At 70.5% G+C, this 19,192-nt stretch carries 19 protein-coding genes and 1 riboswitch; of the genes, 12 read left to right on the top strand and 7 right to left on the bottom strand.

The window, feature by feature from the left end; genetic code table 11:
- Positions 1-10: 10 nt before the first annotated feature.
- Entirely contained in the window at positions 11-1,270 is a 1,260-nt protein-coding gene (thrC, locus tag VF106_RS35255; RefSeq protein ID WP_330844275.1) for a threonine synthase, read from the bottom strand.
- Positions 1,271-1,281: 11 nt separating this feature from the next.
- Positions 1,282-1,412: riboswitch (SAM riboswitch) on the bottom strand.
- A 174-nt stretch (positions 1,413-1,586) separates the two neighbouring features.
- Here thrC and holA point away from each other — a divergent pair.
- Positions 1,587-2,564, top strand: coding sequence for a DNA polymerase III subunit delta (gene holA, locus VF106_RS35250; RefSeq protein ID WP_330844274.1), 978 nt, complete (start codon positions 1,587-1,589; stop codon positions 2,562-2,564).
- A gap of 74 nt (positions 2,565-2,638) precedes the next feature.
- Here the strand turns inward: holA and rpsT are convergent, their stop codons facing one another.
- From rpsT to VF106_RS35230, 4 genes are all read right to left on the bottom strand, one after another.
- A complete protein-coding gene (gene rpsT, locus VF106_RS35245; RefSeq protein WP_330844273.1) occupies positions 2,639-2,899 on the bottom strand; it encodes a 30S ribosomal protein S20 in 261 nt (86 codons plus the stop codon).
- A gap of 144 nt (positions 2,900-3,043) precedes the next feature.
- Complete coding sequence (locus tag VF106_RS35240) at positions 3,044-4,411, bottom strand: AAA family ATPase (protein WP_330844272.1); 1,368 nt, start codon at positions 4,409-4,411, stop codon at positions 3,044-3,046.
- Positions 4,408-4,647, bottom strand: a complete 240-nt coding sequence (locus VF106_RS35235; RefSeq protein WP_330844271.1) for a type II toxin-antitoxin system antitoxin — start codon at positions 4,645-4,647, stop codon at positions 4,408-4,410. The genes VF106_RS35240 and VF106_RS35235 overlap by 4 nt, the downstream gene beginning before the upstream one ends.
- A 3-nt stretch (positions 4,648-4,650) precedes the next feature.
- The gene (locus tag VF106_RS35230) at positions 4,651-5,589 is read right to left on the bottom strand and encodes an SPFH domain-containing protein (RefSeq protein ID WP_330844270.1); all 939 of its coding nucleotides are present in this window, start codon (positions 5,587-5,589) and stop codon (positions 4,651-4,653) included.
- A 62-nt stretch (positions 5,590-5,651) separates the two neighbouring features.
- Here VF106_RS35230 and VF106_RS35225 point away from each other — a divergent pair, with 62 nt between their 5' ends.
- From VF106_RS35225 to VF106_RS35195, 7 genes are all read left to right on the top strand, one after another.
- Positions 5,652-6,416: an ABC transporter ATP-binding protein gene (locus tag VF106_RS35225; RefSeq protein WP_330844269.1), complete on the top strand. Its 765-nt coding sequence runs from the start codon at positions 5,652-5,654 to the stop codon at positions 6,414-6,416.
- Complete coding sequence (locus VF106_RS35220; protein WP_330844268.1) at positions 6,398-7,945, top strand: hypothetical protein; 1,548 nt, start codon at positions 6,398-6,400, stop codon at positions 7,943-7,945. The genes VF106_RS35225 and VF106_RS35220 overlap by 19 nt, the downstream gene beginning before the upstream one ends.
- Positions 7,946-8,093: 148 nt before the next feature.
- Complete coding sequence (locus VF106_RS35215) at positions 8,094-8,912, top strand: EamA family transporter (RefSeq protein WP_414639130.1); 819 nt, start codon at positions 8,094-8,096, stop codon at positions 8,910-8,912.
- Between the two features lie 13 nt (positions 8,913-8,925).
- Positions 8,926-10,557, top strand: a complete 1,632-nt coding sequence (locus VF106_RS35210) for a circularly permuted type 2 ATP-grasp protein (RefSeq protein WP_330844266.1) — start codon at positions 8,926-8,928, stop codon at positions 10,555-10,557.
- Positions 10,544-11,491, top strand: a complete 948-nt coding sequence (locus VF106_RS35205) for an alpha-E domain-containing protein (RefSeq protein ID WP_330844265.1) — start codon at positions 10,544-10,546, stop codon at positions 11,489-11,491. Before VF106_RS35210 ends, VF106_RS35205 begins: the two co-directional genes overlap by 14 nt.
- A complete protein-coding gene (locus tag VF106_RS35200) occupies positions 11,488-12,330 on the top strand; it encodes a transglutaminase family protein (RefSeq protein ID WP_330844264.1) in 843 nt (280 codons plus the stop codon). The genes VF106_RS35205 and VF106_RS35200 overlap by 4 nt, the downstream gene beginning before the upstream one ends.
- 19 nt (positions 12,331-12,349) lie before the next feature.
- Positions 12,350-12,988: a class I SAM-dependent methyltransferase gene (locus tag VF106_RS35195; RefSeq protein WP_330844263.1), complete on the top strand. Its 639-nt coding sequence runs from the start codon at positions 12,350-12,352 to the stop codon at positions 12,986-12,988.
- 22 nt (positions 12,989-13,010) lie between these two features.
- On the opposite strand, the gene VF106_RS35190 is transcribed toward VF106_RS35195, so the two are convergent.
- Complete coding sequence (locus tag VF106_RS35190) at positions 13,011-14,801, bottom strand: HtaA domain-containing protein (protein WP_330844262.1); 1,791 nt, start codon at positions 14,799-14,801, stop codon at positions 13,011-13,013.
- Positions 14,802-14,862: 61 nt separating this feature from the next.
- Positions 14,863-15,567: a neocarzinostatin apoprotein domain-containing protein gene (locus tag VF106_RS35185; protein WP_330844261.1), complete on the bottom strand. Its 705-nt coding sequence runs from the start codon at positions 15,565-15,567 to the stop codon at positions 14,863-14,865.
- 98 nt (positions 15,568-15,665) lie between these two features.
- Here VF106_RS35185 and VF106_RS35180 point away from each other — a divergent pair, with 98 nt between their 5' ends.
- Genes VF106_RS35180 through VF106_RS35165 form a run of 4 tightly spaced genes read left to right on the top strand, consistent with a single transcriptional unit; the run spans position 15,666 to position 19,189 of the window.
- Positions 15,666-16,340 (top strand): biliverdin-producing heme oxygenase, encoded by a 675-nt coding sequence (locus VF106_RS35180; RefSeq protein ID WP_330844260.1) that lies wholly within the window; start codon positions 15,666-15,668, stop codon positions 16,338-16,340.
- Positions 16,328-17,338, top strand: coding sequence for a heme/hemin ABC transporter substrate-binding protein (locus VF106_RS35175; RefSeq protein WP_330844259.1), 1,011 nt, complete (start codon positions 16,328-16,330; stop codon positions 17,336-17,338). Before VF106_RS35180 ends, VF106_RS35175 begins: the two co-directional genes overlap by 13 nt.
- Positions 17,328-18,386 (top strand): FecCD family ABC transporter permease, encoded by a 1,059-nt coding sequence (locus VF106_RS35170; protein WP_330844258.1) that lies wholly within the window; start codon positions 17,328-17,330, stop codon positions 18,384-18,386. Before VF106_RS35175 ends, VF106_RS35170 begins: the two co-directional genes overlap by 11 nt.
- A complete protein-coding gene (locus VF106_RS35165; protein WP_330844257.1) occupies positions 18,383-19,189 on the top strand; it encodes a heme ABC transporter ATP-binding protein in 807 nt (268 codons plus the stop codon). The genes VF106_RS35170 and VF106_RS35165 overlap by 4 nt, the downstream gene beginning before the upstream one ends.
- The last annotated feature ends 3 nt before the right edge of the window (positions 19,190-19,192 follow it).

Raw genomic sequence — 19,192 nt, 5'->3', positions numbered from 1 at the left:
AAACGCGTTGTCAGTCGGCCAGTGCGGCGCGTACCGCGGCGGCCGACGGGGGCACTGTTGCGCGCGGGCCTACCTTGTCCTGCACGGCATCGAGGGTCTTGAGGCCGTCGCCGGTGATGAGGAGGACTGTTTCGGCGTCTGGGTCCAGTTGGCCGGACTCGATGAGCTTCTTCGCCGTGGCGACGGTGACGCCGCCGGCGGTCTCGGCGAAGATGCCTTCCGTCCTGGCCAGCAACCGGATGCCGTCGACGACTTCCTCGTCGGTCACGTCCTCCACCGCGCCGTTGGTGCGGCGGACCACGTCGAGCACGTACGGGCCGTCGGCCGGGGCGCCGATGGCGAGCGAACGGGCGATGGTGTCCGGCTTCACCGGCGTCACCACGTCGTGGCCTTCCTTGTACGCGGTCGCGACCGGGGAGCAGCCCGTTGCCTGCGCGCCGAACACGCGGTAGGGCTTGCCCTCCACCAGGCCGAGTTCGGTGAGCTCACGGAAGCCTTTGTCCACTTTGGTGAGTTGCGAGCCGGAGGCGACCGGAACGACCACCTGGTCGGGCAGGCGCCAGCCCAGCTGCTCGGCGACCTCGAAGCCGAGTGTCTTCGAACCCTCGGCGTAGTACGGCCGGACGTTGACGTTCACGAACGCCCAGTCCTCGTGCTCCGCGGCCAACTCGGTGGCGAGGCGGTTCACGTCGTCGTAGTTGCCGTCGACGGAGATCAGCGCGCCGTCGTACACGGCGGTCGTGAGGATCTTCGCCCGCTCCAGCGACGACGGGATCAGCACGACCGACTCCCAGCCGGCCCGTGCGGCGGCGGCAGCGACCGCGTTCGCCAGGTTGCCGGTGGAGGGGCAGGCGAGCACGCGGAAACCCAGTTGGCGTGCGGCGGCGAGTGCGACGCCGACCACGCGGTCCTTGAAGGAGTGCGTCGGGTTACCGGTGTCGTCCTTGACCCACAGGGACTTCACGCCGAGTGCGGCGGCCAGCCGGTCGGCCTTCACGAGCCGGGTGAGGCCGGGCTCGGTGTTCGGATGGGTGTCCACATCGGATGGCACGGGCAGGAGGTTGCGGTAGCGCCAGATGGACTTGGGACCCGCCTCGATCTCGGCTCGGGTGACGTCCCCGAACTCGTAGGAGACCTCGAGCGGGCCGAAACACTCCGCACAGGCGAACTCTGCTGCGAGAGGAATCTGGTGACCGCACTCCCGACAGCTCAGGGCGCGCGCGGGCCCGAGGTCGAACGTGGTGGTGCTGGCGTGGGCGGTGATCGTCATCGCGAGGTATCTCCTCATCTGTCCCGCGTGCGGGTCGGAATTGGCACCGTGGTCGTCGCCAAGCTCGCGATCGCGATTCGTCTGGCTGACGCTGGTTGCCGGGGCTTCTTCGGGCCGATCCCTCTGCCCCTCTGGATGAGCAATATGAAGTTGTCTGTCGGACACGTTACGGCACGACCGAGTCACTCGGCCAATGTGAGGTCCATCATTCGAGAATGCCTGTAGCGGGACTCTATATGCGCACACGGCCGGGGGAGACACGGACGAGTGGCGTGCCCGCCAACCCTCTCCGGCAGGGTGATGCGAGGATGGCGGGGTGAAGGCGCCCGCCGTGACCCCGCCCGCACTCCAGGTCGTGCTCGGCGACGAAGAACTGCTGGTCGAACGCGCGATTCGGACCGCGATCGACACCGCGCGCCTCGCTGATCCGTCCGCGGACATGACCCGCATGAAGGTGACCGATCTCACCGGGCCGGAGCTGGCCGAGCTGGTGAGCCCGTCGCTGTTCGCCGAGCGGCGCGTGATCGTGCTCGAGGGCGCGCAGGAAGTCGGCAAGGACATCGCGACGGCGATCATCGCCTACGTGAAGGAGCCGGCGGACAGCGTTCAGCTGGTCGTCCTGCACAACGGCGGGGGGCGGAAGCCGGGCAAGGACCTGCTGGCGGCCATGAAGTCCGCCGGTGCACAGGTCGTCGAGTGCCCCAAGATCACCAAACCGGCCGATCGTGAGTCGTTCGTCCGAAACGAGATCCGCCAGGCCGGCGGGCGCTCCGACGCGGAGGCCGTGCGCGAGCTGATCGAGTCGGTCGGCTCCGACCTGCGAGAACTGGCCGCCGCGGCCGCGCAGCTGGTGGCCGACGCGAACGGCCAGGTCACGGTCGACGCGATCCGCCGCTACCACCGCGGCAGGGCCGACGTGACCGGGTTCGCGGTGGCGGAGAAGGCCGTGACCGGCGACGTGACCGGGGCCCTGGAGATGCTGCGCTGGGCCATGCAGCTCGGCGTACCGCACGTCCTGGTGGCCGACGCGCTGGCGGACGCGGTCCGCACGGTGGCGAAGGTCTCGGGGGCGGGACGCGCGGACCCGTACCGGCTGTCGACGGAGCTCGGCATGCCGACGTGGAAGGTCCGCAAGGCACTGTCCCAGTCACGCGGATGGCACCCGGCGGGCCTGGTGGCCGCGATGCAGGTGGTGGCCGAGGTCAACGCGGACGTCAAGGGCGTCGCGGTGGACGCGAACTACGCACTGGAACGCGCGGTACTACGCCTCGCGGAAGCACGCCGCCAGACCTGACGGGCACCGCCCAGGCCCCTGAACACGGCGAGGGCGCGTCGGCTGTGCCGACGCGCCCTCGTGGGAAGCTCAGATCAGATCTGGTTCGCCCGCTTCGCCATGGCGGACTTCTTGTTCGCCGCCTGGTTGGCGTGGATCACGCCCTTGCTGGCCGCCTTGTCGAGCTTGCGGCTCGCCTCCTGCAGAAGTTCCGTGGCCTTGGCCTTGTCGCCCGACTCGGCGGCCTCGCGGAACTTGCGGATCGCGGTCTTCACCGAGGACTTGACGGACTTGTTGCGCAGGCGCGCCTTCTCGTTCGTCTTGATCCGCTTGATCTGGGACTTGATGTTTGCCATAAGGGAACTAGCTCCTCGATGTCGATCACGGAAGTCGTGCACGCGTCTCAACCAGTGGCCCCGCCGAATCGGCGGGTTTCCTCCAGGGCGGAATGCCACACGGGCACGACCGGCACAGCTTAACAGCGGGTGATCCCACCCTGGTCAGCGGCCGCCGAGGATGCTCCTGGTCAGTGTCTGCTGTTCGGCCATCAGCTCCGTGAGGACGTCGTGGACCACCGCCCCGTCCAGTGTTCCGCCCTGGTCGACATGACGCAGGACCGCGCGCCGCACGAGCTCCTTGATGAACGACGCCGTCACACCGTCCGTCGCCTCGACCACCGTGTCCGCGGACGGCAGGTCCAGCGGGGTGCCCGACGAGTACAGGCGCAGCAGGCGCTCGCGGCACTCCGTGTCCGGTTTCGGCACCTCCACCGCCAGGTCGACGCGGCCCGGGCGCTGGGTCAGGGCCTCCTCCATCGCGCCGACGCGGTTGGTTGTGAGCACGAACGTCACGTCCGCCTCCGAGCCGATGCCGTCCATCTCGTTGAGCAGCTCGAACAGGACCGGGTTGCCCTCCATCCCCCGGTGCTGCGCGATCAGGTCAACGTCCTCGACCACGATGACCGACGGGGCCAGCCGCCTGGCCAGTGCCGTTGTCGCACGCAGGTGTCTGATCATCGCGATGCCGGACAGCACGAACACCGTGCACTCCGGCAGGCGGCTGAGCAGGTAACGGACGGTGTGGGTCTTGCCGGTGCCGGGTGGGCCGTACAGCAGGAGGCCCCGCTTGAGGTGCTGTCCGTACCTCCGCAGCACGGCCGTCTGCTCGGCGGTGCGCACCACGTGCCGTTCGATGGACGTCAGCAGGCCCTCCGGCAGCACGACCTCGTCGGCGCGCAGTGCCGGGCGGGGCAGGAAGGTCAGCAGCTGGTTGCCGTGATGCTCACTCATACCGAACGAGAGCACCTGGCCACGGAAGATGTTGTGCTCGCGGGTCAGGCGGTCGACCTCGTCCCGGACCACGGCGGCTGTCGCCCGGTCCGCGGCCAGCACCTGCAGGTGACACCGCTGCTCGTGGTGGTCGTCCTGCGCGCCCTGGATGCCCAGCACCACCGGGGACCCGTCGGGCGCCGACGTGCACACCAGGCCGATCTGCACCGCCTCGGTCGACGTCGACGGGCCGGTGGCCACCGTCGTGTAGTCGACCGCGCCGAGCTGGTGGCTGCCGCTGTTGGCCGACTCCGCCAGCATGTCGATCACGGTGTTGAAGTGGCGGGTGCCGGAGATGCCGAACCAGCTCGCCTCCGGGGTGTGCTCCGCCAGGTACGCGTCCACGCCACGCTGCAGGTTCACGTGCTCGAAGCTCGGCAGGTGCAGTGCGACGTTCGGGATCTCGGTCATCGGACAGCCGAGGTGCTCGGTGACCCGGCTGACAAGCGTTGACTCCGCCGACCCCCGCAGTGTCCGGTGCGCTGACTCGAAGAGCTCCTTGACGGCAACGGCCAGCGCACGTGCGTCGGTTGGATTCACTCCTCCACAGTGCCGGGCGGGTCAAGCACTTCGCTTCCGGAATCTTCCTTAGGGGGCCGGCCTCGTTTCGGCGGCTTGCCCGCGTTGTTCGGTAGGCGTCCCGCCTGTGACAGCGCCCGGCGCAGGAGGAACTCGATCTGCGCGTTGGTGCTGCGCAGCTCGTCAGCGGCCCAGCGTGCCACCGCGTCGTGTATCGCGGGATCCAGACGCAGCAGGACTTTCTTGCGCTCCGACACGGCTCAGTAGAGCGAACCGGCGTTCACCACGGGCTGGGTTTCCCGGTCCGAGCACAACACCACGAGAAGATTGCTGACCATCGTCGCCTTGCGCTCCTCGTCCAGCTCGACAACATCCTGGTCGGCGAGCTCCTGCAACGCGAGCTGCACCATGCCGACCGCGCCTTCCACGATCCGCTGCCGAGCCGCGACCACCGCGCCTGCCTGCTGGCGCCGCAGCATCGCACCCGCGATCTCCGACGCGTACGCCAGGTGCGTGATGCGTGACTCGATCACCTCGACCCCCGCCGCCTCGACGCGGGCGGAGATCTCCGCCGACAGCTTCTCGGTGATCTCCGACGCGTTCTCCCGCAGCGACAGGTGCTCGTCGCCGTGCGCGTCGTACGGGTAGCTGGTCGCGATGTGCCGGACCGCGGTCTCCGCCTGGATGTTCACGAACTCGTCGTAGTCGTCCACCTCGAACATCGCGCGGGCGGTGTCGGTGATCCGCCACACCACCACGGCCGCGATCTCGATCGGGTTGCCGTCGGCGTCGTTGACCTTCGTGACCGCGGTCTCGTGGTTGCGGATCCTGGTCGAGACGCGGCGGCGGTAGGTGCACGGGTTGACCCACCGCAGCCCGTCGGTCCGCACCGTGCCGACGTAGCGGCCGAGGAACTGCAGCACCCGTGCCTCGCCGGGCGCCACCATGATCAGCCCGGCGTTGAGGATCGCGCCGGCGACGAGCAGCAGCGCGCCGATCACCAGCAACACGACGCCCGGCGTGCGGGGATCGCCGTCCGGGTCGGGCCGCAGGATCCCGACCAGTACGAGCGTGATCGCCCCGAGGTAGGCGAGCGCGACGAGGCCCAGGACCGGCAGGCCGGAGCTGCCGAACGCGACGCGTTCCCGTACGCGTGGTGCCGGCATCGCCGGAGTGTCGATGACGAGGTCGGTGTCCATGACGTTCCCCTTGGAGGCACGGATCTAGCAAAGTGATATCACTTTAGCGTACTGTCAAGAGCATGACCAACGAGGTGGCGCTTCGGCTGTCCCGGCTCTACAAGGTCTTCGGCTCGAACATCGCGGTCGATCACGTCGACCTCGAGGTCCCGGCCGGCTCGTTCTTCGGGCTGGTCGGGCCGAACGGCGCCGGCAAGACGACATCGCTCTCGATGGCGGTCGGACTGCTGCGTCCGGACGGCGGCACCGCGAGCATCTTCGGTGTCGACGTCTGGGCGGACCCGCTGCGCGCGAAGGCCCTGATCGGGGTCTTGCCTGACGGGCTGTCGATGCCCGAGCGCCTCACCGGGCGAGAGCTACTCACCTACATGGGTCTGTTGCGTGGCCTGCCCACGCAGACAGTCACCGAGCGTGCCGACGAGCTGTTGACCGTCCTCGAACTGGCCGACGCCCAGCACCGCCTGGTGATCGACTACTCGGCCGGTATGCGGAAGAAGATCGGGCTCGCCGTCGCGCTCCTGCACGCGCCGCGCCTGCTGGTGCTCGACGAGCCGTTCGAAGCGGTGGACCCGGTGTCGGCTTCGACGATCCGCACGATCCTGCAGCGCTTCGTGACCTCCGGCGGTGCGGTCGTGCTGTCCAGCCATGTGATGGCGCTGGTCGAGCAGCTGTGCACGCACGTCGCGGTGATCACGCGGGGACGGGTGGTCGCGGCAGGGCCGGTGGCGCTCGTGCGGGGCGCGACGAGTCTGGAGGAGGCGTTCGTGCACATCGTCGGCGGACGCACGGGTGGCGGGGAGGGGTTGTCGTGGCTGGCGTCGTCGTGAGACAGGGCGGCGTCGTCGGTGTCCTGATCCGGATGCGGTGGCGGGTGCTGCGGCACTCGTTGCGGGGCAAACAGGCCGGCCTCACGGTGCTCGGGTTCGTGGTCGGGTTGTTCGCCGCCGGGGTCACGCTGGTCATCGCGGCCACGGACTTCGGCAGGCCGGGCGTGGCCACCGACGTCGTCGCCGCCGTTTATCTCATGTGGACGCTCGGCTGGCTGGTCGCGCCCGTGCTGTCGGGCGGCGGGGACGAGACGCTGCGCCCGGAGCACTTCGCGTTGCTGCCGCTGTCGCCGAGGCAGCTGGCGGCGGGACTGCTGGGCGCCGCGTTCGTCGGAGCGCCGGCCGTCGTGACCACGATCGCGTTCTGTGGCCTTCTCCTGCACGGACACGCGCTAGTCGCGCTGGTCGCGATACCGCTGCAACTGGTGTTCGTCGTGCTGCTGTCGCGGGTGACGATGACGGCTCTCGGCGCGGTGCTGCGGTCGCGGCGTGGTCGGGACCTGGGCATCCTGCTGGCCGCGGCCGTCAGCATGTCCGGGTTCGTCGTGCAGGCGCTGGTACGTGCGTTCGGGCCGGCGCTCACCGCGGGCGACTCGCCGGTGCTTTCCGCGGTCCTGCGCTGGTCGCCGTCCGGGTGGGGAACCGTCGCGGTGACCTCGTCGTGGCCGGTGGCGCTCGCGTGCCTGGCCGGCTTGGCGGCGGTGAACGTGGCGCTGCTCATGATCTGGGGCACGTTGCTGGTCCGGCGCACGACGCGTGTGGCGGCCACCACCGCCCCGGCGCGTGGGCGATCCTTCGGCAGCCGGACCCCGCTGGGTGCGATCGTCGGCAAGGAGTTACGGACGTGGGCCCGTGACGTGCGGCGCCGGGTGGCGCTCCTGTCGACGGTCGTGGTCGCAGCGATCGTCGCGGTAGGACCATTGCTGTCGGGCGACGGTGGGGTGTCCCCGTTCGGCGGGGTCGCGCTGGTGGCGTTCGGAGCGCTGATGGCCGGGAACCTGTACGGAATGGACGGTAGTGCCGTGTGGCACACGCTCGTCGTCCCCGGTGCGGAGCGGATGGACGTGCGTGGCCGCCAGGTCGCGTGGCTGCTGATCGTCGGGCCGTTGTCGTTGCTGCTCGCGATCGTGCTGCCCGCCGTGTCGGATCCCGGCGCGTACCCGTGGGTGCTGGGGTTGGCGCCGGCTCTGCTCGGCGGCGGGTCCGGTCTGGTGGTGGTGCTGTCGGTGTTCGCGGCGTACCCGATGCCCGACCAGAAGGCGAGCCCGTTCGCCACGGGTGGCGGTTCCGGGTTCCTGAAAGGCTTGCTGCAACTGGGAATCAGCCTGCTCCTGGCCGTGGCGGCGTTGCCGGTGGCCGCGGTGGTGGTCGCGGGATCCTCGCTCGGCGTGCCGGCGCTGGAGTGGCTGGGCGTGCCGGTCGGGATCGCGGTCGGGGCGCTGCTGTTCTGGTGGTGGGGCGGCGTCGCGGCGCGCCGGCTCGCGACGCACGGTCCTGAGCTGCTGGCACAGGTGGCCAAGCCGGTCTGAAGTTGTCCACAGGCAAGATCAACTGGCTGGGTTCTGTCACCCCCCACTGGTAGACTGGCACGGCGGGACGCCCCCGGGACAGGGTGGGGGTTGGGCAACGCGCGCGCGAGTTTCGTGGCGATGGGGGACTGTGCATCCGGTTGCGGTTTTGCTTGTGCTCGGGGCCGCGTTTTCCCATGCCGGGTGGAATCTCTTCGCCAAGCGGGTGCCGCACGGCGGTGCTTCGTTCGTCTGGCTGACTGCCGCCCTGGACTTCGTCCTCCTGCTGCCGTTCGCCGTGGTGATCGTCGTGCGGGACGGTGTGCCGGGGGTCTGGTGGGTGGCCATCGCGGTCACCGGGATGTTGCACCTCGTCTACTTCTTGTTGCTGCAGCGCGGTTATCGCGTCGGTGACCTGTCCGTCGTGTACCCGCTGGCCCGTGGCAGCGGACCACTGCTGTCCATTGTGGCCGCCGTCTGGCTGCTGAACGAACGGCCGGGGACCACCGCGCTCGTCGGCGCGGGACTGGTCATCGCCGGGGTGTTCGTCATCGGCGGGCTGCGCACCGGGCGTGGCGCGGCGTACGGGTTCGCCACCGGTGTGCTGATCGCCGCCTACACGCTCTGGGACGCACACGCCGTCACCGCGCTGGCCGTGTCGCCGCTGGTGCTCATGGCCGGGTCGGCCGCCGTGGAGACCCTGCTGCTCGCGCCTTACGCGTGGCCGCGCAGGCAGGAGATCGGCCAGCTCTGGCGGGAGCACCGGCTTCCCGTGCTGGCCGTCGTCGTGCTGTCGCCGATCGCCTACCTCCTCGTGCTGTTCGCCCTGCGGCTGGCGCCCGTCAGCATGGTCGCGCCGGCACGGGAGCTGTCCATCGTCATCGCGAGCCTTGGCGCCTGGCTGCTCCTCGGCGAGCCGAACCCCGCGCGACGACTCGTCGGAGCTGTGATCGTGGTCGCGGGGGTGGCGGCGATCGCGGTCAGCTGAGTAGTTTCTGCTGATGGAGAGATCAACCCGTGCGCGCAGGCCACCCGCCGGGCTGTTCGACGGCTACCTCGACCCCAAGCGGCCGCACGCCGGCGCCTACGACGAGATGTTCGCCCGCGACGGCGCCGTCCGGCAGGCCTACCGGCGGCTCCACGAGCAGCTCGACAAGAGCGTCCCGGCCGAGCTGGGCGCCCGCGCCGAGGCACTCGAACGGGCGCTGGTCGACCAGGGCATCACGTTCTCGCTGTCCGGGCAGGAGCGCCCCTTCCCTCTGGACCTGATCCCCCGGGTGATCGCCGCAGCCGAATGGGCACGGCTCGAACGGGGGATCGTCCAGCGGGTCAAGGCGCTGGAGGCGTTCCTCACGGACATCTACGGCGACCAGCAGATCGTTCGCGACGGTGTGCTGCCCAAGCGCCTCATCACGTCGTGCCCGCACTTCCACCGCCAGGCGGCGCGTCTCGTGCCACCCAACGGCGTGCGCATCCACGTCTCCGGCGTCGACGTCGTGCGCGACGAGGACGGCGTCTTCCGGGTGCTGGAGGACAACCTCCGCAACCCGTCCGGGGTGTCGTACGTGATGGAGAACCGCCGGACGATGGCGCGGGTGTTCCCCGACCTGTTCGCCAAGCACCGGGTCCGGCCGGTCGGCGACTACGCGGTCCACCTGCTGCGGGCGCTCCGGGCTGCCGCGGCGCCCAACGTGGCCGACCCCAACGTGGTCGTGCTCACCCCGGGCGTCTACAACGCCGCCTACTTCGAGCACTCGCTGCTCGCCCGCCAGATGGGCGTCGAGCTGGTCGAGGGCCGCGACCTGTTCTGCCGGGACAACACGGTCTACATGCGCACCACCCAGGGCGAACGCGTGGTCGACGTGGTCTACCGGCGCATCGACGACGACTACCTCGACCCGGTCCAGTTCCGGCCGGACTCGGTGCTCGGGGTCGCCGGCCTGCTCAACGCGGCCCGCGCCGGCAACGTCGTGATCGCGAACGCGGTCGGCAACGGCGTCGCGGACGACAAGCTCGTCTACACCTACCTGCCGGACATCGCCAAGTACTACCTTGGCGAGAGCATGCTCCTGCCCAATGTGGACACCTTCCGCTGCTGGCTGCCCGACGAGCAGCAGCAGGTCATGGACCGGCTGGCCGAGCTGGTCGTCAAGCCGGTCGAGGGATCCGGTGGCTACGGCATCGTCTTCGGGCCCAACGCGAACACCCGCGAGCTGGCCGCGTTGCGCCGCCGCATCCGGGCCAACCCGAGGGGTTGGATCGCGCAGCCCGTTGTGCAGCTGTCGACAGTGCCGACGAAGGTCGGGCAGCGGCTGCGTCCCAGGCACGTGGACCTGCGGCCGTTCGCGGTCAACGACGGCAAGTCGGTGTTCGTGCTGCCGGGTGGGCTGACCCGGGTGGCGATCCCCGAAGGCAGCCTGGTGGTGAACTCGTCGCAGGGCGGCGGTTCCAAGGACACGTGGGTGCTGGCCGCCCGGTCCTCGACGCAGGACTCCGAGCTGTCCGGCAGCGGCCTCGCGGACGCGCGGAGCCAGACCGTGCCCGAGGTCGCCCCGGAAGTGGGCCCGGAACTCACCCCGGGCCAGCAGCAACAGCAGCAACAGCAGCAGGGGGTGGACCGTGCTCGCCCGTAACGCGGAGTCGCTGTACTGGATCGGCCGATACGTCGAACGGGCCGACGACACCGCCCGTATCCTCGACGTCTCCGTCCACCACCTGCTCGAGGACGCGACCGTGGACGCCGACGCGACCAGCCGCCAGCTGCTCGCCGTCCTCGGCATCACCCCACCGGACGGCGAGGCCCTCGACGTCCGGCCGCTCACCGACCTCGTCGCGTTCTCCCGCGAGCACGCCGGCTCGATCGTGTCGTCCATCTCCAGCGCGCGGGAGAACGCCCGCGTCGCCAGGGAGGTCGTGTCGACCGAGCTGTGGGAGTGCGTCAACGCCATGTGGAACGCGGTGCCGGAACGCCAGCGGGCCGCGAAACGCCTTGGCCCGCACGAGTTCTTCTCGTTCGTCGAGGAGCGGGCGGCCATGTTCGCCGGGCTTGCCGACTCGACGATGAGCCGGGACGACGGCTGGCGGTTCCTCGTGCTCGGCCGGAACGTGGAGCGCGTCGACATGATCGTGCGGTTGCTGCTGTCCCGGGTGGGGGACAAGCCGTCCTCACCGGGCTGGGTGACGGTGTTGCGGTCCGCCGGCGCGCACGACACGTACCTGCGCACCTACCGCGGCGCCCTCGACGTCGGGCGGGTCGTGCAGTTCCTGATGCTGGACCGGTTGTTCCCGCGTTCGGTGTTCTACGCGTTGCGCCAGGCCGAGTCCTGCCTGGAGCAGTTGGACCTGCGGCCGACCGCGCGGGTCGGCGCCAAGGCGGAGGCGATCCGGTTGCTCGGCAAGGCCCGCAGCGATCTGGAGTTCCTGCGTCCCGAGGAACTGCTCGACGGCCTCACCGGACGGCTCAACTCGCTGCAGAAGACCGTTCGCGACGTCGGTGAAGCCGTTGCGCTGCAATACTTCCACTCGGTGCCGTGGGTGGCGTGGACCAATGCGGAGGTTTCGCTGTGAACTGGCGGGTCAGGGTGGTTCACACCACTGGGTACCGGTACGCCGCGCCGGTGACCCAGTCCTACAACGAGGCTCGGCTCACGCCACGGAGCAACCGCTGGCAGAACCTCGTGGTGGGCAGCGTCGTGACCACGCCGGCCACCCGTTCCTACCGCTACACCGACTACTGGGGTACCGAGGTCACCGCGTTCGACCTGCACGCGCCGCACACCGAGCTGAAGATCGTCTCGTCGTCGGTGGTGGAGACCGGCGACGCCGGTGCGCCAGTCAACGGGGTCAGCTGGGCGGAGCTCCGCTCGTCCGACGTCATCGACCGGTATGCCGAGTACCTGGAGTGGACCCAGTACGTGCCGCGCGACCGTGAGTTGGCGGCGGTGGCCCGGGAGCTACGCAAGGGACGGCGACCGGTCGACGCGGTGCTCGCCGTGTCCGAGTGGGTGCACGACAAGCTCACCTACCAGCGCGGCACCACGGGCGTGCACTCGTCGGCGGTCGACGCGTGGCAGACCCGCGAGGGCGTCTGTCAGGACTACGCGCACCTCACGCTGCTGATGCTCCGGTCGATCGGCATCCCCAGCCGGTACGTGTCCGGCTACCTGCACACCAAGCCGGACGCGGGCATCGGCGAGACTGTCAGCGGCGAAAGCCACGCGTGGATCGCGGCGTGGACGGGCGGCTGGTGGGGGTTCGACCCGACCAACGACATCGAGGTCGGGCCCCGGCACATCTGGGTGGCGATCGGCCGGGACTACGGGGACGTGTCGCCGGTCAAGGGCACCTACTCGGGCGGCGCCGCGACCGCCATCGAGGTCTCGGTCGAGGTGACCCGCCTGGCCTGACTGTGGCTACGGTGGAGGCATGCCGAACTGGGCCACCGGACGGCTACACGCCGTCGTCTACGACTACGGGGTGGAGCGGGCGTGGCTCGCGCGGCCGGTCGGCGCGCTCCTGTGGGGCACCGACACGCGGGAGCTGTTCGCCACGATCCGCACCCTCGGCGCGCTGCCTCCCGGCACGGCCGTGCTCGACGTGCCGTGCGGGGGCGGGCTGGCGCTGCGAGGCTTACGCCGTGACCAGGACGTCCGGTACGTGGCGGCGGACATCTCGCCGACGATGCTCGACCGGACCCGGCAGCAGGCCCGCCGGCTCGGCCTCGACGTCGAGCTGGTGGAGGCCGACATCACGCGGCTGCCGTTCGCCGACAACGAGTTCGACCTCTGTGTGAGCTTCAACGGCCTGCACTGCCTGCCCGACCCCGCACTCGCGGTGCGTGAGCTCGCCCGCTGCCTGCGACCGGGTGGCCGTCTTGTCGGCGACACGCTGGTCCGGCAGGCGGGATGGCGGCAGGACCTCGCGCTCACGGTGTTCCGCCGCAGCGGGCTGTTCGGGCCGGGCGGCACTGCGGCCGACGTCGAGCAGTGGCTCGCCGGCGCCGGTCTGCACGTCGACCACATCGAGCGCTCCGGCGCGGTGACCCGGTTCGCGGCGACCCGTTGACGGGCCGCCGCGAACGCGGAACCTACGCGACGACCCTGCGGCGAGCCCGCACCAGACCGAGGCCGGACACCATCAGGAGCACGCCCAGCGCGATCATCGGCGGCACGGGGGATCCCGTGTCGGCGAGCTTGGTCGTGGCCGCGGCCGTGGCGGTCGGCGTGTTCGACGTCGGGTTGGCGGCTGGCGGCAGCGTGGCGCCGTCCAGCGCGATCGTGACGGTCACCGGGTCGAGTTCGGTGCCTGCCTCGTAGAAGCCGGCGAAGCCCGCCGCGCCCTCCTCGGTCAGCGTCGCGGGCAGTGCGGTGTAGGTGACCACGCCGTTCGCGACGTTCGGGGCGGCCGTGCCCAGCGTGGCGAACACGACATCGTTCAGCTCGGTGAACTCACCGGTCTCCAGGCTCTTGCCGCGCACGTCGAGCAGCAGTTCGGCGCGCCCGCCCGCGAAACGCACCTGTGGCTGGGAGATCGTCAGGTCCAGCTGTCCACTGTGGCCGGTGAAGCGCACCCCGCCGGCGAACGCGGTCGTCCCGCCAGTGCCGGTCGCGTAGTCCGACGAGGTCACCGTCTCCCAGCGGAACTCGCCGGTCACCCCGTCGAGCGTCCAGGAACCGTGCGCGATGGGGCCGCGCACGTAGGTGCGGAACGACTGCTTCAGGCCCCAGCCGAGCCGCGCGCTCGTGACGGCACCAGGCTCGACCGGTGTGGTCGGGTCCGGGTCGGTGGTCGGCGGAGCGGCCGTGAACGACAGCGCGGTGAACAACTCGTGCGCGGCGTTGACCGCGCCACCCGCCGCGTAGGTGATCACTCCACAGGTGTCGACGGCGCAGTCGGCGACACCCTCGGTCACCGCCAGCACGTCGAGACTCGTGGAGAACGTGCCGTCCTCGGCGAGTGTCACGTAGTCCGGGTTCGTGCCGGCCGGGTCCAGAACGGCCCGGGAGGCGGCCGGCAGCACCCACTTCTGGTCCAACACGGTCCGTGCGGTCGACGGCGCGCCCTCCGACGGCTTCCACGGCTGCCCGACCTTCGCGAACACCAGGTAGATCCCGGTCCGCTGGCCGGCGAGCGGTGGCCGGGTTCCCACGTTCGCGGCCGGGTCGAACCCGCTGCCGGTCACGTTCAGCGTCTCACCCGCCGGGTCGATACCGGAGGTCTTGCTCACCGTCACGGCCGGTGTCCACACCGGATCCGGCACGGTCGTCAGGCTGAACGACAGCGGGTCGAGGGCGGTGCCCGCTGGGTAGAAGCCCGCGAACGCCGGCGAACCGTCCTCGGTCAGCGTCGCGGCGACGCCCGTGCCGGTCACCGTGCCGGTCACCGTGCCGGTCGCGGCGGTCAGGTCGGTGTCGGCCAGCGTCGCGAACTCGGCGTCGTCGTAGGTGGTCAGCTGCCCGCCGGGGGACAGCGACTTGCTGACCACGTCCGCGACGAGCGTGCCGCCGGAACCGGTGAGCGCGACGCGGATGTCCTCGATGGTCACGTAGAGCAGGCCGTCGTGCCCGGTGAACTCGACCTTGCCGGTGAACGCCAGCTCCGCGGTGTCCGCGTCGGCGTCGGCGGAGCCGGTGGCCGACGGGAAGCGGAACGTGCCGTCGACGTTTCTCGTCGCGCCCTCGCTCGTGGTGATCGTGCCGTGTGCGATCGGGCCACTGATGTAGTTGCGGAACGACTGCTTCAGACCCCAGTCGAGGTGTCCGCCGGACACGGTCGCCGCTGAGGCCGCGGTGGCGGAGCCGACGAGCAGTCCGGCCGTGCCGAGCGCGACGGCCAGTGCCGTTGCGATCGGTCTCGCCTTCGTGGTTCGAGTGGACATGGTGAGCTGACCTGCTCCTTCGGGGGATAGGGGACGGACAGCTCCGTGGTGGGGTGGCGCGTCAGCCGGTACGCCTTCTGCGTGCCCGCAGCACGAGCACGACGACCGCGGCGAGCAGCACCGCGGCTCCTGCGCCGAGCCACCAGCCGGTCCGGTTAGGTTCGGCCGGCGCGGCGGTGTTCTCGACGGCCGGCGCGGTCGTGGTCGTCGTCGTTGTCGTAGTGGTGCTGGTCGTTGTCGTGGTGGTCGTGGTGGTCGGCGGCGGAGGAGGAGGCGGCGCCTCGGTCGTCGTGGTCGTGGGAGCCGGAGGCAGGCCGAACGTCAGCGGTACGCGAGCGTCCTGCGAGCGGTCTGACGTGCGGGTGTGGTCGGCACGTGTGACCGCCGAGCACTGGACCTTTGTGCAGTCCGTGCCGGTCACCGGGTCGACGGCGACCACCGACAGCGTCACCGTGAACGAGCCGTCCGGGTTGTACGGCGTGGTCAGGCCCTTGCTGTAGGCCGGTGGGTTCGACGAGATCCACTTCGACCCGGTGCCACCGCCGCTGGTGTCGGCGCCGCCGAGGCACGGCGTGGGCACCTGGCCAGGTCCGTTGTCGACACATACGGCCACGTAGATGCCCTTCGTGACGTCGAATCCCGAGCCGCTGACCGTGATCGTGTCGCCGGCCGGGTCCAGCCCGGTGCTCTTCGAGACCGTGATGTTCGGCGCCGCCGAGGCGGGGGTGGCCGTCGCGAGCAGCATCGCCGCGGCAGCCGTGAGCACGGCGACAGTTCGTCCACTTGGCACTAGAGGCCCCACCAATCATTAGGTTAGGCTCAGTTTACTTAGGGCAGCCTAGCTTTACTGGAGCATGGGTGACAATGACCGATCTTGAGGTGGGACGGCTTTCCGCACGGCTGCGCGACGCGACGAGGGAGGAGCACGAGCGGACCGAGTCGGCGCTGTTCGTGGTCGCGTTGATGGCAGGAGAGCTGGACCGCGGGGCGTACGCGGCGTTGCTCGGGCAGTCCTACCTCTTCTACTCCGTGCTCGAGGAGGCCGGTGAACGCTGGCGCGGGGACGCCGTGGTCGGGCCGTTCGTGTCCGACGCCCTGCTGCGCCGCGAAGCGCTGGAGGCCGACCTCGCGTGGCTCTTGGGGGACGGCTGGCGGAACGAGGTCGCGCCGCTTCCCGCGACCAGCCGCTACATCGACCGCCTGCGACAGGTGTGTTTCTCGTCCCGCAGCGGTTTCGTCGCACACCACTACACGCGCTACCTCGGTGACCTGTCCGGCGGGCAGATCGTCAGGAGCAAGCTGCGCACGATCTACGGGCTCACCGGCGACGGCGTGCGGTTCTACATCTTCGACCGGATCGCGAAACCCAAGGTGTTCAAGGACTCCTACCGCGCGCTGATCGACACGACGTCGTGGGCCGTGGGGGAGCAGTCCAATCTGCTCGCCGAGGCCAACGAGGCTTTTCGGCTCAACCGAGGGGTTTTCGACGACCTGGGCAAGGCGCTCGGCGTCGGGTGGACAGGGTCGTGCGACAAGTAGCGGCGCTGCTCGCCGCGGCCTTCCTGTTGGCTGGATGCGGTGGGGTGGCGACCGGCACGCGGGAGGCGCCGACCGCGCTGGCGCTGTCCGGCCCGGCGACGGCCCGGCTCACCGACACCGACGTGCATCCCGTCGTCACCGACCCGACGCCGGAGCTGCCGGTGACCGTGCGGTCCCACGACGGCGCCGAGGTGACGGTGTCCAGTGTGGACAGGATCGTCACGGTCGACCTGTACGGCACGCTCAGCGAGATCGTGTTCAGCCTCGGACTCGGCGACCGCGTGGTCGGTCGGGACTCGTCGACCGGTTTTCCCAGTGCCGCGAACGTTCCGGTGGTGACCGCCGGCGGGCACGACCTCAACGCGGAGGCCATTCTCGACCTCGATCCCACGGTGGTGCTGACCGACACGAGCATCGGGCCGCCGGAGGTGCAGCAGCAGCTACGCGAAGCCGGGATCCCCGTGGTGTTCTTCGCGCCGGAGCGGACGCTCGCCGGTGTGCCGGCGCACATCCGCGCGGTGGCGGCCGCACTGGGTGTGCCTTCCGTCGGCGAACAGCTGGTGTCCAGTGTGGACGCAGAGATCACCGCCGCCCGTGCGCTGGCGCCGGAGGGCGCGACACCGCCCCGGCTGACGTTCCTGTACGTGCGTGGCTCGGCCGGCGTGTATCTCATGTCCGGTCCGGACTCCGGCGCGGACGCGATGATCGAGGCCGTCGGCGCGGTCGACGTCGGCACGGACATCGGGCTGGACAAGCCGTTCGTGCCGATCACGAGCGAGGGTCTGCTGAACGCGCAGCCCGACGTGATCCTGGTGATGTCGGAGGGGCTCGAGTCGGTCGGCGGGATCGACGGGCTGCTGCGGATCCCCGGTGTCGGGCAGACCCCGGCCGGGCAGTCACGCCGGATCGTGGACGTCGCCGACACCGACCTGCTGAGCTTCGGCCCTCGCGTCGGCCGGACGATCACGGCGCTCGCCAAGGTCCTGTATGAAGGCTGACACCCTGGTGCGCAGGCGGGTGCGTGGCGTGCCGCTGGTCGCGGGGCTCACGGCTGTGTTGGTTGTCATGATGCTCGTCGCGGCCGGCAGCGGGCAGGTGGCGATCCCGCCCGATGAGGTGCTGGGGTCCGTTCTGCACCACCTGGGGCTCGACCTCGGCCCGCTGCCGGCACATCCGCAGGGGGAGAACGCGTTGTGGGCCGTGCGGTTCCCGCGCGTGACGCTCGCGCTGCTGGTCGGCGCGTGCCTCGGGGTCGCCGGGGCGCTGCTACAGGGGGTGTTCGGCAACCCGCTCGCCGAGCCCGCGGTGATCGGGGTGTCGTCCGGCGCGGCGGTCGGGGCGTGTTCGGCGATCGTGCTGGGTCTGTCCGTGGCAGGGAACCTGACGATCGCGGTCGCGGCGTTCCTCGGCGGGCTGGTAACCACCCTCGCCGTGTACGTGCTGGCCCGCTCGGGCGGCCGCACCGAGGTGGTCACGCTCGTGCTGACCGGAATCGCGGTCAACGCGTTCGCGTTCGGCATCATCGCGTTCCTGACCTTCGTCGCCGACCCGCAGGCACGGGAGCAGATCGTGTTCTGGCAGCTGGGCAGCCTCAACGGCGCGACATGGGAGGCGGTCGCGGCCGTGAGCCCGCTGGCGGCGGCCGGGTTGGTCCTGGCGGCGTCGGTGGCGGGTCGGCTGGACCTGCTCGCGCTCGGCGACGGCCCGGCCAGGCACCTCGGCGTGCACGTTGAGCGGCTGCGGCTGACGGTGGTTTTCGCGGTGGCGCTGCTCGTCGGCGCGGGGGTGGCGTTCACCGGCATCGTGGGGTTCGTGGGGCTGGTGGTGCCGCACGTGATCCGGATGGTGGCCGGGCCGGCGCACCGGCTCCTGCTCACGGCGAGTGGGCTCGGTGGGGCGCTGGTGGTGGTGAGCGCCGACCTGCTGGCCCGCACGGCGGTCGAGAACGCCGAGTTACCCCTCGGCATGCTGACCTCGCTGGTCGGCGGCCCGTTCTTCTTCTGGCTGCTGCGGCGCACCCGCGACCGGCAAGGAGGCTGGGCATGAGGCGGCGTACACCGCCGGTGTGGCCGTCGCCTGGTGAGCCGCTGGCGGTCATGAAGGGCGCCGGGGTGTCGCGTGGTGGTCGGGAGGTGCTGCGGGACGTCTCGCTGACGCTGTCCTCCGGGGAGGTCGTCGCGGTGGTCGGGCCCAATGGTGCCGGCAAGTCCACGCTGGTCAGCGTGCTGTCCGGGGATTTGTCGGTGGGCTCTGGCATGGTGTCGGTCGGTGGGCGGCCGGTTGGGCGGTGGCGGCCGGCCGAGCTGGCGCTGTGGCGGTCGGTGCTGCCGCAGCACACGGCGGTGGCGTTCCCGTTCACCGTCGAGCAGGTGGTGGCCATGGGCCGGGCGCCGTGGGTGGGCACGGAGCAGGCCGACGAGGACGAGAAGGCCGTGGTGGAGGCCATGGCGGAGACGGAGGTGACGGAGTTCGCGGGGCGGACCTTCAGCACGCTGTCCGGCGGTGAGCGGGCACGTGCGGCGCTCGCGCGCGTGCTGGCGCAGCGCACGCCGGTCCTGCTGCTGGACGAGCCGACGGCGGCGCTCGACCTGCGGCATCAGGACCTGGTGCTGCGAGTGGCGGTGTCGCGGGCACGGGCCGGCGCCGGCGTGCTGGCGGTGCTGCACGACCTCAACCTGGCGGCCGCCTACGCGGACCGGGTCGCGGTGGTCGCGGGTGGGCGGCTGCGTGCGTGCGGGCCACCGGCGATGGTGTTGACCAGCGAGTTGCTGACCGGGGTGTACCAGCGTGAGGTGGAGGTGCTGGCGCATCCCCGCACGGGAACTCCGCTCGTCCTGCCGGTGCGGTAAGCG

The organism is Actinophytocola sp. (assembly GCF_036378875.1).
Classification (GTDB): Bacteria; Actinomycetota; Actinomycetes; order Mycobacteriales; family Pseudonocardiaceae; genus Actinophytocola.
This window is presented reverse-complemented; position numbering and strand designations above follow the sequence as displayed.